Source organism: Sinomonas terricola (assembly GCF_034931225.1).
Lineage (GTDB): Bacteria > Actinomycetota > Actinomycetes > Actinomycetales > Micrococcaceae > Sinomonas > Sinomonas terricola.
In genome coordinates this window covers 1-14,199 of record NZ_JAYGGQ010000025.1, presented here as the reverse complement: position 1 = coordinate 14,199, position 14,199 = coordinate 1, and the positions used below count along the sequence as shown (strand labels likewise).

Here is a 14,199-nt window from a genome sequence, read left to right as displayed (position 1 = left end):
CCCCATTCAGGTTCCGGTGGCACGACAGGCAGGACCCGAAGCCGGTCGCCGATCCTCCGGCTTCGGGTAGCCGCACATCCGGACGGCTCGAAGATTGGCCTTCAGCCCGATCGCAAGTGGGCGCCCGCCGTCACTGGCGATCGAGGTCGAGGGTGAAGCGCTGCTTCGCCTGCTCGGCGGGGCTGAGCCGACGGTAGAACCGGATTGCTCCGTCGTTCCACGCGGGCGTCTGCCATTGGAGCTCGCTGTGCCCGAGGTCCCGGGAATGCTGGACGACGGCGCCAAAGAGGCGCCTGCCGGTGCCGACGCCCCGGTAGTCGCCGACCACATAGAGACAGTCGAGGTGGGCGTAAGTCGCCGCGTTCCACGTGCCCACGTCATACGTGACGGCCGCGTAGCCGACCGGCTTGCTCCCTGCCACGGCAACGAACAGGTCGAGCCTGCCGTCCCTGACCAATCCGGCGGCGCGGGCCGCCCAGTCCTCGGATATCACGGCCGAACTGCGTTCGTAATCTGCGTGCGCCCTGACCAGCGTGAGGATCGATGCGCACTCGGACGCAGTGACCGCGCGAACGACGCCAACTCCGGACCTCACGGGTTGGGGTGTGTCGGTGCCGTGAGCGGGTCGGGTGCTTGTCGGGTGCGGCCAGTGTCGGTGGCGGTGGCGAGTCCTTCGCGGGTCCAGTATTCGTAACCGCCGATGAGTTCGCGGACGTTGGTGTAGCCAAGGCGGGCAAGGGTGAGGGCGCCCCGGGTGCTGCCGTTGCAGCCGGGGCCCCAGCAGTAGAGGACGACCGGGGCGTCTTTGTCGGGGGCGACTTCGGCGGCTCGCCGGGGGAGGTCTGGGTTGGGCACATGGATGGCCCCGGGGATTCGTCCTTGGTTCCAGGCTTGCTCGTTGCGGACATCGATGACCAGGGGGGCGGTGCCCGCCGCCCTGGCGGCGGCGAGGTCGGAAGGGTCGGTTTCGTAGGCGAGTTTGGCGGCGAAGTGCTCGGCTGCCGTGGGTGTTGTGTGCATGGTTCGATCTGATCATCGGCCGGGCGGGCGAAGGAATGGGGGATCGGCGGTTGTTGATGAGTTGTGGCGGTCGTTTCGCGGAATCTTCCGGTCTTTGCCGTTGAATGAGCGTTTGGGACTGGATGCAGCGGATGGGGCGATCCTCGCGCATCTCCAGTCCGCACGGTGAGCTGAGGTTAAACGCCCATGAACACCCACCAGTTGATTTGACATGATTGAAAGCCTGACCAATCATTCATTTCGGATCAACAATTGTCTAAGCTTGTATCAGCTTCACCGTGCGGGCGATCGACACCGTCAAGCCCGTTGCCGCTCACACACCCTCGAAAGGTTGGCTATGGCCTCCTCGCATGACTTCTTCCTCCACGGCGACCACGCGGAAGGGCGCCAGATCATCGCCAGCACGCTCACAGCGCAGGGCTTCGAGGTCACGCCCGCCCCTAACAACAGCCTGCTGGCCAAGCGAGGAAGCGCCACGCTGACGGCACTCTTCGGCGTCCTCGCGGGCTCGAAGTTCCAGATCACCTTCAGCATCGACTTCATGGTCGACAATGCCGGACGCCTCGTCGCACGGATCAATCGCAACATGGCCTCCGGCGCGCTCAAAGGGGGCGCCGTTGGAGCGTCCAAGACAAACAGGGCCTTCGAGACCACCTCGAATGCCCTGGCATCCGCTCTCAGCGCGAGCGGCATTCTGGCCAACGCCCTCTCGAACTGAGGCCAGGACCAAGCTCCTGCCAGCCGCCCTTCCGTCCCCAATCACACACTCTTACGTCGACTCGAACCCGAAGGACCAACATGAGTCAGCCGCATCAGCCCCAAAGCGAACAAAGCGCCCATCACGCCCCCGTGGAGCGGAACCCGCACGCCTACCCAGACACCCAGGCCCCGGCGTACGTCCCGTACAGCCAGCAGAAGACCGGGACGAACGCACTGGCGATCATCTCCCTTATCACGTCATTCTTCATCTCCATCGTGGGCCTCATTCTTGGCGTGGTTGCGCTCAGCCAGATCAAGCGCACCGGCGAGGGCGGACGCGGGCTGGCAATCGCCGCAATCGTCATCGGCTCCGCGGGCATCGCCTTCGGCCTGCTGATTATCACGTTCGGAGCGCTTGCCGGAAACGCTTCGACCAACTACTGACAAGGTCGTCGGCCAACTGCACGATAGATCCCTTGCCATGAAGAGCAGGCCTATCGAGCGAACCGTCGGCCAAGTCATCATCCCGTGCGCGATGTGCCATGAGCGGTGAAGTGGCACGCTTTCCTTCTCGGATTCGAGCCAGGCGAGGCCTCCCATGGAGGCACGATCTTCGACATGCCCTCGATGCCAACCACCCCGGACTTCGACCCTTCAGGTCCTCCGCGGTTCTTCTTCTGGACCCGTGATAGGGCGGCCACGGTGGAGCACATGTTCCAGAACGCCCCGGAGGTCGAGGACATCGGATCCGTCAGGGACTGTCTGATTAACGGTGGGAACGGCGTGGCCTGACCGAAAGGAAGGGCTATGACCGACACCGTCGAGATGATCGATCCTGTGACTGGGGAGATCATCGATCAGAGGCAGCTTGCGGAGCGGCTGCTGGCGCAGGCAAGGGAGCAGGGCGTGGGGCTGGTGGGCCCGGGCGGGCTGCTGGCCGGGCTGACGAAGACCGTGCTGGAGACCGCGCTCGAGGCGGAGATGACCGAGCACCTCGGCCACGAGAGGCACGGTACCGCCGAGGGGCCCAACGTGCGGAACGGCACGCGGTCCAAGACCGTGCTTACGGAGATCGGGCCGGTGGAGATCGAGGTCCCGCGGGACCGGGAGGGCACGTTCGAGCCGCAGATCGTCAAGAAGCGCAAACGACGCCTGGACGGGATCGACGAGGTCGTCCTGTCCCTGAGCGCGCGGGGCCTGACGACCGGGGAGATCGCCGCGCATTTCGAGGAGGTCTACGGCGCCAGCGTCTCCAAGGACACCATCAGCCGGATCACCGAGAAGGTCTCCGAGGAGCTGGCCGAATGGGCCAACCGCCCCCTCGACCGGGTCTACCCGGTGATCTTCATCGACGCGATCCACGTCAAGGTCCGCGACGGGCAGGTGCGCAACAAGCCGTTCTATGTGGTCCTGGGCGTGACGGTGAACGGCGAACGGGACATCCTGGGGATCTGGGCCGGGGACGGCGGGGAGGGCGCGAAGTTCTGGCTCGGGGTCCTGACCGAGATCAAGAACCGCGGGGTGGAGGACGTGTGCATCGCCGTCTGCGACGGGCTCAAGGGCCTCCCGGACGCGATCACCGCGGTCTGGGAGCTCGCCATGGTCCAGGCCTGCGTCATCCATTATGCCGATGTCCTGATTATGCCGATGATGCCGGTGGATCCGTTGCGGGGCGCGGGGTCGGCGCTGGCGCGGTCGGCATAATCAGAGCGCTTCGAGCCACGCGAGGAGGCTGTCCGGCGGCCGGTAACGGCTGTCTTGCCCGTGGGGTGGGCTGGTTCGTGCGAGTGCTTTCTCCTTGAGGGTCATGTCGGCGTGCAGGTAGATCTGCGTGGTGTCGACGCTGGCGTGTCCGAGCCAGAGCGCGATCACGCTGGTGTCGACTCCGGCATGCAGGAGTCGCATCGCGGTGGTGTGCCGCAGCACGTGCGCGGTGATCGTCTTGTTGCGCAGCGACGGGCAGACGTTGCTCACCTTGGCGGTGTAGTGCGCAAGGCGGTGCTCGATCGCGTCGCGGCTGAGCCGGCTGCCGCGGCGCGACGGGAACAGCGGGGCTCCGGGGAGCGCGCCGAGTTCGGTGATCCAGTCGCGCAGCACGGTGACGGTGGCCTGCGTGAGCGGGGTGATCCGGTCCTTGCGGCCCTTGCCGTGGCAGGCGACGTGCGCACCGGTGCCGAGGTGCACGTCGCCGGGGCTGAGGCCGGTCAGCTCGGAGACTCGCAGCCCGGTCTGCACGGCCAGCAGCAGCAATGCGTGATCACGCCGCCCGGTCCAGGTGTCCAGGTCGCAGGCGGCCAGCAGCGCGTCGACCTCGTCGTCGGTGAGGTATGCGATCAGCGCCCGGTCGAAGCGTTTGGGTGGAATGGCGAGGACGCGGGCGATGCTGTCGGCGTGCTCGGGATGGGCCAGGGCCGCGAACTGGAACAGCGAGTGGATCGCGGACAGCCTGGCGTTGCGGGTGCGTACGCTGTTCCCGCGCTCCTGCTCGAGGTAGTCCAGGAACCCGCCGATCATCGGCGCGTCAAGCTCGCCGATGTCCAACCGTGAGGGTGCGACGCCGGTGCGGGCGGCGACGTAGCCGAGCAGCAGCCGCATCGTGTCGCGGTAGGCGGCGATCGTGTGGTCGCTGGAGAGCCGTTGCCGGATCAGCCGGTCAGTGAAGAACGCCTGCAGAGTGGGGGCCAGCGTGCTCATGATCGGGCCTCCGGTCCGCCGGTCAGGAGGGCTTCGAGCCGTTGCCCGGCCAGCGCCATCAACTCTGGGGCCGCGGAGAGGTACCAGTAGGTATTGTCCGGATGGACGTGGCCGAGCCAGGCGGACAGCAGCGTGAGCCGGGCTTGCCCATCTTCGCCGGCAGCGTAGGCGTCGAGCATCGCCCTGACTGCGAAGGTGTGTCGCAGATCGTGGATGCGTGGCCGGCACGACGGCGAACGCGGCAGCAGACCGATGTGCCGGACGAGGCGGTGGAACGTGTTGTGGACGTTGCAGTAGATCAGCCGCGTTCCGGCGGCTGAGACGAAGAACGCCGGTGTCCCTGTCTGCGGTGCGGACCTGTCGCGCGCTTGCCGGTAGTTGCGCAGCGCCTGGACCGCGCTGGGGTGCAGGGCCAGCTCCCGGGTCTTGCCGAACTTCCCGAACCGGATCGTGAGCCGCCCGCCGGCGAGGTCGACGTCGCCGCGGTCCAAGCTGATCGCCTCGCCGATCCGGATCCCGGTCACCGACAGCAGCCCGATCAGCGTCGCGAAAGTGGCGCGGCGCAGCGGCGTGCGCAACGTCGCCGTGGCAGCGATCAACGCCGCGACCTCGGCATCGGAATACAGGTATGGGCTGGCGCGCAGCGGCCGCTGCGGCAACAGGCCCGCGGCCGGCACCTCGTGGACCGGGTCGATCGCATGCAAGTAGGTCGCGAACCCACGCACCACGGAGAGCCGGTACGCCCGCCAGTTCGAGTCTCCGCCAGCGGGCAGCTGCGCCCAGGCCAGAGCGCTGGGGACGGTGATCACCGTCTCGCCGTCGTGTTCGAGGTGCCCGAGGAACTGACCCAGCAGCTTCTCAGGCCGCTCCAACCGGTAACCCAGGGCACGACGCAACGCCAGGTAGTCAGCGAGCTGGTCCCGCAGCGGCCCGGTCATGAGAGACCATCCCCGATCATGGTCGGCCAGGGCCTGGCCAGCACACTCAGCGCATCCCGGTCGACCTTCGCGTAGATCGCCGTGCTCAACACGGACCGGTGACGCAGCACCTGCCCGATCTCCGGCAGCGGGCTGCCGGCACGGAGCATCGCGGTCGCGGCAGTATGCCGGAGCCGGTGCGCGTGCATCTTGCCAAGCCCCGCGCGTTGGGCCGCGTCGAACACGATCATCGTCACCCCGCCGGTGGTCAACGCCCGCAGCGGGGCGTGAACTCGCACGAACACGCTGCGTCCTTCCGAGCCCGCCGGTCGACCGTGACGCAGATACGCCGCGATCGCCGCTCCCACGTCCCCCGGCAGCGGCAGCCGCTCACTCCGATTGCCCTTCCCGATGACGGTGATCTCACCGGCACGCCAGTCGATGTCATCCAGCCCGAGCCGGGAGACCTCCCCGGCGCGCAGACCCAGCCGGGACAGCAGCAGCATCACTGCGTAGTCCCTCCGACCCGTCGGCGTGCGCCGGTCGCAGCTGGTCAGCAGCCGCTCCAGCTGGCCAGGCTCCAGCCCTATGGGCAGACTCGACAGCCGCCACCCGGCCACCGCCGGCACCACAGCGGCCAGCGACGCCGGCAGCTGCCCGGTCAGATGCAGCCAACGCAGCTGCGAACGCAGTGCGCACACGATCAACTTCGCGGAACCCATTGCCCTGCCTGGACAGGCAGACGACACGAACCCCGTAACGTCGCCCGCGCTGATGCCGGCAAGATCCAGCGCCTCGCCCCGCATCCGGACGGTCACTAACGGGCGTACGCAGTCCACGTACCCCCGAGCAGTCCTCACCGTCAGCCCACGCTCGACGAGCAGATAGCGGCGGTAGCAGTCCAGCAGTTCCTCGACCGGGCCCAGCGCAACAGGTTCCTCAACCGGAAGGACCCCCAACGGCGTCAGATAGGCCAGCAACGGCGCGAACGCCTTCATCGACAGATACTCCCGATACCCGGCCGCTCGTCGCTCTCCCAGATACCGCTGCAGCACCGGCCCACTCAATTCATCCAGACCGACGCCCTCGCTGAGCATCCAGCGATCCAAATGAGCGACGAAGCACACATGCTGTTCCGCGGAACTTCGTGCATAGCCCTGCTCAAGCAACGCCGCCGCGAACCCGACGACATGCAACTCCAACGGGCCGCGCACGAGCGACCACAATACCTTGACCATGACGCTCCCCTCTCCAAGAACGGATGAGAAGAGCGTCGATCAGACCACCGGATTATGCCGACCTCGCCAGCGCCGACCCCGCGCCCCGCAACGGATCCACCGGCATCATCGGCATAATCAGGACATCGGCATAATGCACGCTATGCCGACGTCGGCATAGCGTGCACCTGATCCGCAACACCTTCCGGTTCGCCTCCCGGCACTACTGGGAGGAGATGGGCAAGGACCTCAAGCCCGTCTACACGGCCCCGACCGAGGCCGCGGCCAGAGAGCGGTTCGAGGAGTTCGACGAGAAGTGGGGCGCACAGTACCCGGCCATCAGCAGGCTCTGGCGCAACGCGTGGGCCGAGTTCGCCCCGTTCCTGGACTGGGACGTGGAGATCCGCCGCGTGGTCTGCTCGACCAACGCGATCGTTATCTCCAGTCCTCCGAGCCGTGTGCTTGACGTCGGTGAGGGGCGTTCTGGCTGTTTTGACCGCCGTCGTGGACGTGGTTATCTCCGGTGTGTCCATCACGGAGCAGGCTGGAGGGCCAATGTTGGTGCAGAGGGTGATTATCCCGGGGTCTCGGGTCGAGTCGTGGACGGTGCTCGGAGACGATGACGTCCCGGTCGCCCCGCTCGAGGCCTATCTGGCCTTTCTGAGCGCGATCGAGCGGTCGCCGAACACGGTGAAGGCGTACGCCCACGATTTGAAGGACTTCTTCGTCTTCCTCGCCCATCGGGACCTGGACTGGCGCCGCGTCACGCTCGAGGACGTCGGCGGGTTCGTGGAGTGGCTGCGGATGCCGCCCGCCGGGCGGACGGGGCAGGTGGCCGTGCTGCCCGTGACGTCCCCGCAGGTCGGGCCCGGCACGATCAACAGGAAGCTCGCCGCGGTGAGCTCCTTCTACCAGCATCAGGCACGGCACGGGGTCGAGCTGAGTGATCTGCTGGTGAGGTGGGCGGCGCCGGGCGGAAGGTCGTCGTGGAAGCCGTTCCTGCACCACATCAGCAAGGGGCGCCCGCAACGACGCAGGGAAATAGCTCTGAAGGCCCCGGCCAAGCTGCCCCGGGTGCTCACCGTCGGGGAAGTCCAGTCGATCCTGGACGCGTGCACCCGATTGAGGGACCGCTTCCTGTTCGCTGTCCTGTTCGACACCGGGATGCGGATCGGCGAGGTCCTCGGGCTTCGCCACGATGACCTCTCGGCGGCAGAGCGCGAGGTCCGCGTTGTTGCGCACCTGAACGAGAACGGGGCCCGGGCCAAGACGGGGCGGTCCCGGACGGTGCCGGTCAGCGCCGAGCTGCTGCGGCTCTATTCGGACTATCTGCACCTCGAATACGGCGATCTGGACAACGACTACGTGTTCGTCAACCTCTGGGGCGGGCGGGTCGGCCACGCCCTGTCCTACCGGTCCGTCTATGACCTGGTCGGGCGGCTCCGGCGGCGGACCGGCGTGGATTTCGACCCGCACTGGTTCCGGCATTCGGCGGCGACGCGGATGCTGCGGGACTCGGTGCCGCTGGAGGTGGTCTCCACGCTGCTGGGGCACGCCTCGGTCACCACGACGATTGACACCTACGGCCATCTCACTGCCGAGGATGCCCGGACGGTCCTGGAGAAGGCCGGCTGGTTCGCCGGCACCGGGGTGACCCTGTGACGTCCGCGGCCCGGGAGCCCGGCCTTGGGGTGGGCGGCGCGGGGCTTCTGGAAAGGCTGCTGGGCGTCGTGACCGCGGAATTCCGCTGCGACACTCTGGTCTTCGCGGCTGATGATCCGGTCTTCGGCTCCGGCTTCTGCCGTGTGCAGGGGTGCGGGCGTGCGGGACGTGCGGGTTACGGGTTCTGTTCCGGCCACCATGGGCGGTGGCAGAAGGCCGGCCGGCCGGACGTGGAGGCCTTCGCCGCCGCGACCGACCCGCGGTGGCGCCTGCAGCAGCCGAACATGGCCTGCCGGATCGAAGGGTGCGGCTACGGTTCCGCGCGGTCGGGGATGTGTGCCCTGCACGCTCAGCGATGGGAACGCAGCGGCCAGCCCGAGTTGGAGAGCTGGCTGCGGGCCGCGCCGACGGTCAAGCAGCCTCAGGCCGGGGCGCTCTGCCGCGTCGCGCACTGCACTCTGTGGCCCCAGGGCGCAGGACAGCTGTGCCACGCCCACGACGCGACCTGGCGGACGAACGGACGGCCCGACATCGAAGAGTTCATCGGCAGGTTCGAACCGTCCGCGGTGCTCGGAGACCAGGTCGTCAGGCTGGACGGGCTCCCGCCGCAGCTCAAACTCGAACTCCAGTACGCACTCCAATGCAGGCGCGGGGACCGCAGCACCAAGACGCCCCCGGCCGTGGTGATGCAGGTCGTGAGGTTCCTCCGCCGGACGGCGGCCTCATCCCTGCTGGACCACAGCGAGAACTACTGGCGGTCCAGCATCGGCCGACCCGCGCCGAAGGACTCCACCCCCCGGGCGCTGCTGCTCTACGCGCGCCGCCGGATCGAGGACCTCGCCCAGGCCGGAGGCTGGGAAGGCGAGTACGGCCGGGACGTGTGGCAGCTGCGCCGGCTCGGCTTCGAGGGCAACCCCACCCTGAGCTTCGAGCCGATTCCCCAGCCCTGGCTCCGGAGCCTGGCCAAGCGGTGGGTGCGCTGGCGGCTCTCTGCCGGCCTGGTACTGGAGACAGTTCGCCGCGGCCTTCGCTCCCTGATCCGCTTCGCCCTCGTCTGCGAACGGGCCGGGGTGAGGTCGCTGGCAGACGTGAACCGGGCGGTGCTCGAACGCTACCTGGCCGATCTGCAGGCCGAGCTGGCCGGCAGCCAGCGCCACGGCGACCAGATCGGCCAGCTCGACTCCTTCCTCACCGCCATCCGCACCCAGGCATGGGACACAACCCTGCCAGCCACGGCCATGCTGTTCGGCACCGACCATCCCCACCGGTCCGAACGGCCTCCGCGGGCACTGGCCGAACAGGTCATGGCCCAGATCGAACATCGGGAGAACCTCGAGCGCTTCGAGGACGACGCGCATCGGCTGGCCACCCTGATCCTGATCCGCTGCGGCCTGCGCGTGAACGACGCCCTGAGACTGGAACGCGACTGCATCGTGCTCGATGCGGACCGGGCACCCTACCTGCGCTATTTCAACCACAAGATGAAACGCGAGGCCCTGGTGCCGATCGACGAGGAGCTCCAGGCCCTGATCGCCGCCCGCCAGTCCAGCCACGGGCGCTCCCCGCTGCTGTTCCCCAGACCGACGAAGAACCCTGACGGGCTCCAGCCGATGAGCGGCAGCACCTACCGGGGCGCCCTCTACCGGTGGCTGGAGCGCTGCGAGGTCCGCGACGAACACGGGTGCCCGGTGCATCTGACTCCGCACCAATGGCGGCACACGCTAGGAACCCGCCTCATCAACAAAGACGTCCCCCAGGAAGTCGTCCGCCGCATCCTCGACCACGACTCGCCGCAGATGACCGCCCACTATGCCCGCCTCCACGACACCACCATCCGCCGCCACTGGGAGACCGCACGGAAGATCGACATCAGCGGCACCACCGTCGTCCTGGACCCGCAGAGCACACTGGCCGAGGCGGCCTGGGCCAAGCAGCGCCTCGGCCGGGCCACCCAAGCCCTGCCCAACGGGTTCTGCGGACTCCCGGTCCAGAAGACGTGCCCGCACGCAAACGCCTGCCTGACCTGCCCTATGTTCATCACCACCGGCGAGTTCCTCCCCCAGCACCGCGAACACCGCACCCAGGTCCTGCAGATCATCAGCGCCGCCGAAGCCCGCGGCCAGACCCGGCTGGCCGAAATGAACCGGCAGGTCGCCCAGAACCTCGACACCATCATCAGCACACTCCAGAATGATCCCGTCCCCACGGACAGGGCAGCCGATGCCAGCTGAGAACGCGGGGCACCTCACCGCCACCGCGCACCGGCGCCACGAGCTCGCCCGGTCCAAGACGATCCGGACTCTCAGAGAACTCGAGCGGGCCGGCGCCCCCGTCACCTTCGAAGCCGTCGCCCGCCACGCCGGCGTCTCGCGGGCCTTCCTCTACGCCCAGCCCGACCTCCGCGCGGACATCGAAAGGCTCCGCGCTGCGACCCGCCGCGCACCGACGCCCGCGATCCCAGCCAGCCAGCGCGCCTCCGACGCCTCGCTGCTGGCCCGGCTGCACGCGGCCAACGAACGCATCCGCACGCTCACCGAGGAAAACGGCAAGCTCCGACGCCGGCTCGCCCATGCCCTCGGCGACCAGCGGACGGGCCAGCATGCCCAAGGGGCCGAGCCGAAGCCACGGAAATCACGCTTGAACAACAATCAGACACCGGCGGACGAGCTCAGAACACCTCAGGCAGCCGCGTCGAAGACACCGTCCACAACGCATAACCCCACGTCAGAGGCATGAACCGCCCTCGGACTGGAGATAACGATCGAGTCCCTCAACGCCCGCTACCGGCGCGCGGTGAGGGCCCGAGGCCACTTCCCCAACGACGCAGCGGCACTGAAGTGCCTGTACCTGGTCACCAGGTCCCTTGACCCCACAGGGCGCGGCAGGGCACGCTGGGCCACACGCTGGTTGAGTCGGCCCGCAGCGCGGTTCCGGTGTTGCCACCGGTCCGTTTCTGCGGGCCGCTCGCCGAACCCGGCGTGCGCCTCTCGACGCACCGGGCTCTCCACAGTCTCTGCCGTCGGTCAGTCCGATGCAGCCCACGGGGTGGGGATCGCTCCCCGGTACCGATAGCGGGTAACCGTCACCGATGCCGGGTTGAACAGCACGACCCCGTTACACGACAGCGGGAGCCACCGCCCTGATGGGGTGGTGAATTGCCGTCGCAGCTGCTTCCAGCGCATGCGGTGCCGTTTCCTCAGCCACCTGATCACCGGCCATTCGACGAAGTGCCTGAGGCTGTCGAGGGTATGGCTGCACACCGCGTGCCGGAAGTAGTTCGCCCATCCCCGCAGGATCTGGTTGATCCGGGTGAGGATGGCGCCGGGATCGGCCTGCGAGACCCTGTGGGTCATGGACCGTATCTTCTCCTTCACCGCCTTGAACGGACGCTCGGCGATGAAGGTGTAGACGTACCACTGCTGGGTTCCCCTCTTGCGGCGCCACTGGATGCGGAACCCGAGGAAGTCGAACCCCTCGCTCATGTGCACTACCCGGGTCTTGGCCGGCGAGAAGCGCAGGCCAAGCGGGGCGAGCACAGCGGCGATCTCTTCGCGCAGCTCCTCGACGTCGGATTCGCTGCCATGCACGAGCACGACGAAATCGTCCGCGTAGCGGACGATCCTCCATGTCGGCAGGCCCTTCCTCCGACGCGCGTGGCGCCGATAGGTGGTCCCCATCGTCCCTTCGGGCCGCCATGGTGCCATCACGTGCTCATCGAGCACGGTCAGGGCGATGTTGGCCAGCAGCGGCGAGAGGATCCCACCCTGCGGGGTGCCGGTATCGGACTCCTTCAGCCCGGCCTGCTCGGTGAGCACACCAGCTTTTAGGAAGGCCTTCACCAGCGCCAGCACACGCTTGTCCTTCACCCGGGCCCTCACGCGCTCCAGCAGAGCCGTGTGGTCGATCCGGTCGAAGCACGCCTCGATGTCCGCATCCAGCACCCACCGGTATCCCCGTGAGCCGAACATGTGGATCTCGGCGATTGCGTCGTGCGCCCGCCGCCCTGGCCGGAAACCGTACGAGATCGGGGAGAACCCCGCCTCGAAGATCGGCTCCAGCACGAGCTTCAGCGCCGCTTGGACCACCCGGTCGGCGATCGTGGGAATGCCCAGCTTCCGGACCTTCCCCGAACCTCCGGGCTTCGGGATCGCACGCTCTCGCACCGGCAGAGGACGGAACGTCCCCGCCTTCAGCGCTGCGCGCAGCCCCTCGAGGAACCCGGGCACCCCGATGCTCTCCTCGACCCAGGCGACGCTGAGGCCGTCCACGCCGGGAGTGTTCGCACCACGGTTGCCCGCGACCCGATCGAACGCCACGATCAGCGTCGCCGGGTCATGCACGAAGTTGAACAGGTCGTCGAACCGGCGGCCAGGATCGGCCACCGCCCAACGGTGGAGCTTGGCCTGCATCTCCGATACCCGCCCGCGCGGCCCCGCGGCCGCCACTGTCAGGGCACCGGCGTTCACCGGTGCGTCTTTCGGTCTTGCAACATCCTCATCTCCTCGAAACTGCTGCCGCCCTTCCCCATGCGCCGGGCTCTCCCCGGCTCGGAGTACTACGGCGGCTCCGCCCTGCCCCTGACCGATCGGCCGACGACGGACCCAGCCCGCCCGGCCGCGCTGGAAGCACGGCCGAGGGGCAGCCCAAGGGCAGTTCCCGTGTTCACTGTGATTCGCTCGTCGGAGTAGGAGCCCGACTCTGCCCCAGCGGCTTCGCTGCAAGTACGCCGCAGTCCTTCCCGGCAGCCTCCCGGTCACAGGCTTCACAGCTTCCGGGAGTTTCCCGCCCAAAGGACGAGTGCGCGCCGCTCCCGGCCCAGATCCACCAGATTCGAGCCGGTAAAGCGTTGAGGGGCGTTATGGCATCGGTTCCTCGCGTACTCCTCTCCAACCTGCTCACCGGACCTATCGCATCTGGCAGTGCTACGGCACCCCGGCTTTGTCAGGGCTGCTCCCACCCGCACCGGCGTCTCCCGGAACAGGCTGCCCTCAGCTCCTACCGGGCCGCTGCGACGGCCCGGCGGTGACGGTCTCTCACCTCCACTCGAATCAACAGCGCCTCACGGCGCACGAAGCCGGCACTGAACGCGTTCGCGATCGCCTTCGAAGGCCGGATCAACTAAATGCACGCCATGCCGTTCCCACCGTTATTCGGACAGTCCCATCCGTCATCTTCGTGCAGCTCGAAGACCCTTATCGGAATCCCTTGTTGGTCTGCCAGCGGGGTGATCTGCAGAGTCGCTGCACAGCCGTGGGACGGAGGGTTGAAGTACGTTGGAGAAGATGAGACCCGCTTGGCGCTGCCAACCTGGTGGGGGCGCCGCTTGGTCGTCGGCGTCTTCGCATCCCAAGGTGTCGTTGCGACCGCCTTCGAGGCGCTAGCCCGGGACGTTGAGTTCATCGTGGTAACCGACGCTCTTGCCGACACGAGCCCTGGCCTGCACGAGCTGGCCATGCGCCAAGTCGCTCGCTCGGTAGGCCAAGTGGTCTACTTGGGCGATCTCCCCCAACGCTGAGGATGCTACCGAAGCTGGCCCGTCCCAAAGGGCGACCCGTGCTACCCCTAACTCCCGGGGCCAGGCTTCGAGGTTCCGGCCGCGCGGAATAACGCGACGGCGGTGCCGGGCCGCACGATCAGCTCGGGGCCGGAGTCGCTGATGCTGATGATGCTCCCTCACCACCTCGCGATCAAGAAGGAGTCTGACCGCGCGCCGGTCGATTTCCCCCACCGACCGGGCTCAGGCGCGGGCTATGGATTGGTCGCCGTGAAGCCGGCCCGTGGGATCGACGATGGAATGACCTGGAGAAAACCAGACTTGACTCCGTTGCTGGTGCTGAAGTAGCCCAAGCCGCCTTGAGCTCCTAATGCGGAGAACGACACTGTTCCGCCGCCCTGTCGGGGTGCGGCGGAACAGTGTCGTGTCAGGGGGTCGGGTGTGTGGGGTTAGTTGGCTGGGACGATCTGTTGGAATTGGGCGTCGTCGACGTAGA

13 protein-coding genes and 3 pseudogenes are annotated in these 14,199 nt (G+C 67.5%); 10 read left to right on the top strand and 6 right to left on the bottom strand.

Annotated elements, in window-relative coordinates:
* Positions 1–130: 130 nt before the first annotated feature.
* Complete coding sequence (locus tag SPF06_RS21295; RefSeq protein WP_323281170.1) at positions 131–493, bottom strand: GNAT family N-acetyltransferase; 363 nt, start codon at positions 491–493, stop codon at positions 131–133.
* 98 nt (positions 494–591) lie between these two features.
* On the bottom strand, positions 592–1,020 hold the full coding sequence (locus tag SPF06_RS21290; protein ID WP_323281169.1) for a rhodanese-like domain-containing protein: 429 nt from the start codon (positions 1,018–1,020) through the stop codon (positions 592–594).
* A gap of 337 nt (positions 1,021–1,357) precedes the next feature.
* On the opposite strand from SPF06_RS21290, the gene SPF06_RS21285 reads away from it, so the two are divergent.
* The 3 genes and pseudogenes from SPF06_RS21285 to SPF06_RS21275 all read left to right on the top strand — a co-directional run.
* Positions 1,358–1,738 carry a hypothetical protein gene (locus SPF06_RS21285; RefSeq protein ID WP_323281168.1) on the top strand — a complete coding sequence of 127 codons (381 nt, stop codon included), beginning with the start codon at positions 1,358–1,360 and terminating at the stop codon, positions 1,736–1,738.
* An 80-nt stretch (positions 1,739–1,818) separates the two neighbouring features.
* Complete coding sequence (locus SPF06_RS21280; protein ID WP_323281167.1) at positions 1,819–2,163, top strand: DUF4190 domain-containing protein; 345 nt, start codon at positions 1,819–1,821, stop codon at positions 2,161–2,163.
* A gap of 381 nt (positions 2,164–2,544) precedes the next feature.
* Positions 2,545–3,342 (top strand): annotated as a pseudogene (locus tag SPF06_RS21275) (IS256 family transposase); the annotation flags it as partial.
* An 81-nt stretch (positions 3,343–3,423) separates the two neighbouring features.
* Here the strand turns inward: SPF06_RS21275 and SPF06_RS21270 are convergent.
* Genes SPF06_RS21270 through SPF06_RS21260 form a run of 3 tightly spaced genes read right to left on the bottom strand, consistent with a single transcriptional unit; the run spans position 3,424 to position 6,568 of the window.
* The gene (locus tag SPF06_RS21270) at positions 3,424–4,413 is read right to left on the bottom strand and encodes a tyrosine-type recombinase/integrase (RefSeq protein ID WP_323281166.1); all 990 of its coding nucleotides are present in this window, start codon (positions 4,411–4,413) and stop codon (positions 3,424–3,426) included.
* Complete coding sequence (locus SPF06_RS21265) at positions 4,410–5,351, bottom strand: tyrosine-type recombinase/integrase (RefSeq protein WP_323281165.1); 942 nt, start codon at positions 5,349–5,351, stop codon at positions 4,410–4,412. The genes SPF06_RS21270 and SPF06_RS21265 overlap by 4 nt, the downstream gene beginning before the upstream one ends.
* Positions 5,348–6,568, bottom strand: a complete 1,221-nt coding sequence (locus tag SPF06_RS21260; protein ID WP_323281164.1) for a site-specific integrase — start codon at positions 6,566–6,568, stop codon at positions 5,348–5,350. Before SPF06_RS21260 ends, SPF06_RS21265 begins: the two co-directional genes overlap by 4 nt.
* Before the next feature lie 161 nt (positions 6,569–6,729).
* Between SPF06_RS21260 and SPF06_RS21255 the strand changes: the two are divergent.
* The 5 genes and pseudogenes from SPF06_RS21255 to SPF06_RS21235 form a co-directional block, all read left to right on the top strand.
* A pseudogene (locus SPF06_RS21255) lies at positions 6,730–6,981 on the top strand (transposase); the annotation flags it as partial.
* 58 nt (positions 6,982–7,039) lie between these two features.
* Positions 7,040–8,209, top strand: a complete 1,170-nt coding sequence (locus tag SPF06_RS21250; protein WP_323281163.1) for a site-specific integrase — start codon at positions 7,040–7,042, stop codon at positions 8,207–8,209.
* On the top strand, positions 8,206–10,440 hold the full coding sequence (locus SPF06_RS21245) for a tyrosine-type recombinase/integrase (protein ID WP_323281162.1): 2,235 nt from the start codon (positions 8,206–8,208) through the stop codon (positions 10,438–10,440). The genes SPF06_RS21250 and SPF06_RS21245 overlap by 4 nt, the downstream gene beginning before the upstream one ends.
* Positions 10,430–10,945: a DUF6262 family protein gene (locus SPF06_RS21240; protein ID WP_323281161.1), complete on the top strand. Its 516-nt coding sequence runs from the start codon at positions 10,430–10,432 to the stop codon at positions 10,943–10,945. Before SPF06_RS21245 ends, SPF06_RS21240 begins: the two co-directional genes overlap by 11 nt.
* Before the next feature lie 24 nt (positions 10,946–10,969).
* A pseudogene (locus SPF06_RS21235) lies at positions 10,970–11,116 on the top strand (transposase); the annotation flags it as partial.
* Between the two features lie 116 nt (positions 11,117–11,232).
* Here the strand turns inward: SPF06_RS21235 and ltrA are convergent.
* Positions 11,233–12,675 carry a group II intron reverse transcriptase/maturase gene (gene ltrA / locus SPF06_RS21230; protein ID WP_323281160.1) on the bottom strand — a complete coding sequence of 481 codons (1,443 nt, stop codon included), beginning with the start codon at positions 12,673–12,675 and terminating at the stop codon, positions 11,233–11,235.
* Between the two features lie 656 nt (positions 12,676–13,331).
* On the opposite strand from ltrA, the gene SPF06_RS22195 reads away from it, so the two are divergent.
* Positions 13,332–13,724 carry an isochorismatase family protein gene (locus tag SPF06_RS22195; protein ID WP_428985814.1) on the top strand — a complete coding sequence of 131 codons (393 nt, stop codon included), beginning with the start codon at positions 13,332–13,334 and terminating at the stop codon, positions 13,722–13,724.
* A gap of 141 nt (positions 13,725–13,865) precedes the next feature.
* Entirely contained in the window at positions 13,866–14,051 is a 186-nt protein-coding gene (locus SPF06_RS21225) for a hypothetical protein (RefSeq protein ID WP_323281159.1), read from the top strand.
* Positions 14,052–14,199 lie beyond the last annotated feature (148 nt).

Coding starts and splice junctions, on each gene's coding strand:
- SPF06_RS21290 (WP_323281169.1), bottom strand. CDS start 1,020: ATGCACACAACACCCACGGCAGCCGAGCACTTCGCCGCCAAACTCGCC.
- SPF06_RS21285 (WP_323281168.1), top strand. CDS start 1,358: ATGGCCTCCTCGCATGACTTCTTCCTCCACGGCGACCACGCGGAAGGG.
- SPF06_RS21280 (WP_323281167.1), top strand. CDS start 1,819: ATGAGTCAGCCGCATCAGCCCCAAAGCGAACAAAGCGCCCATCACGCC.
- SPF06_RS21270 (WP_323281166.1), bottom strand. CDS start 4,413: ATGAGCACGCTGGCCCCCACTCTGCAGGCGTTCTTCACTGACCGGCTG.
- SPF06_RS21265 (WP_323281165.1), bottom strand. CDS start 5,351: ATGACCGGGCCGCTGCGGGACCAGCTCGCTGACTACCTGGCGTTGCGT.
- SPF06_RS21260 (WP_323281164.1), bottom strand. CDS start 6,568: ATGGTCAAGGTATTGTGGTCGCTCGTGCGCGGCCCGTTGGAGTTGCAT.
- SPF06_RS21240 (WP_323281161.1), top strand. CDS start 10,430: ATGCCAGCTGAGAACGCGGGGCACCTCACCGCCACCGCGCACCGGCGC.
- SPF06_RS22195 (WP_428985814.1), top strand. CDS start 13,332: ATGCACGCCATGCCGTTCCCACCGTTATTCGGACAGTCCCATCCGTCA.
- SPF06_RS21225 (WP_323281159.1), top strand. CDS start 13,866: ATGCTGATGATGCTCCCTCACCACCTCGCGATCAAGAAGGAGTCTGAC.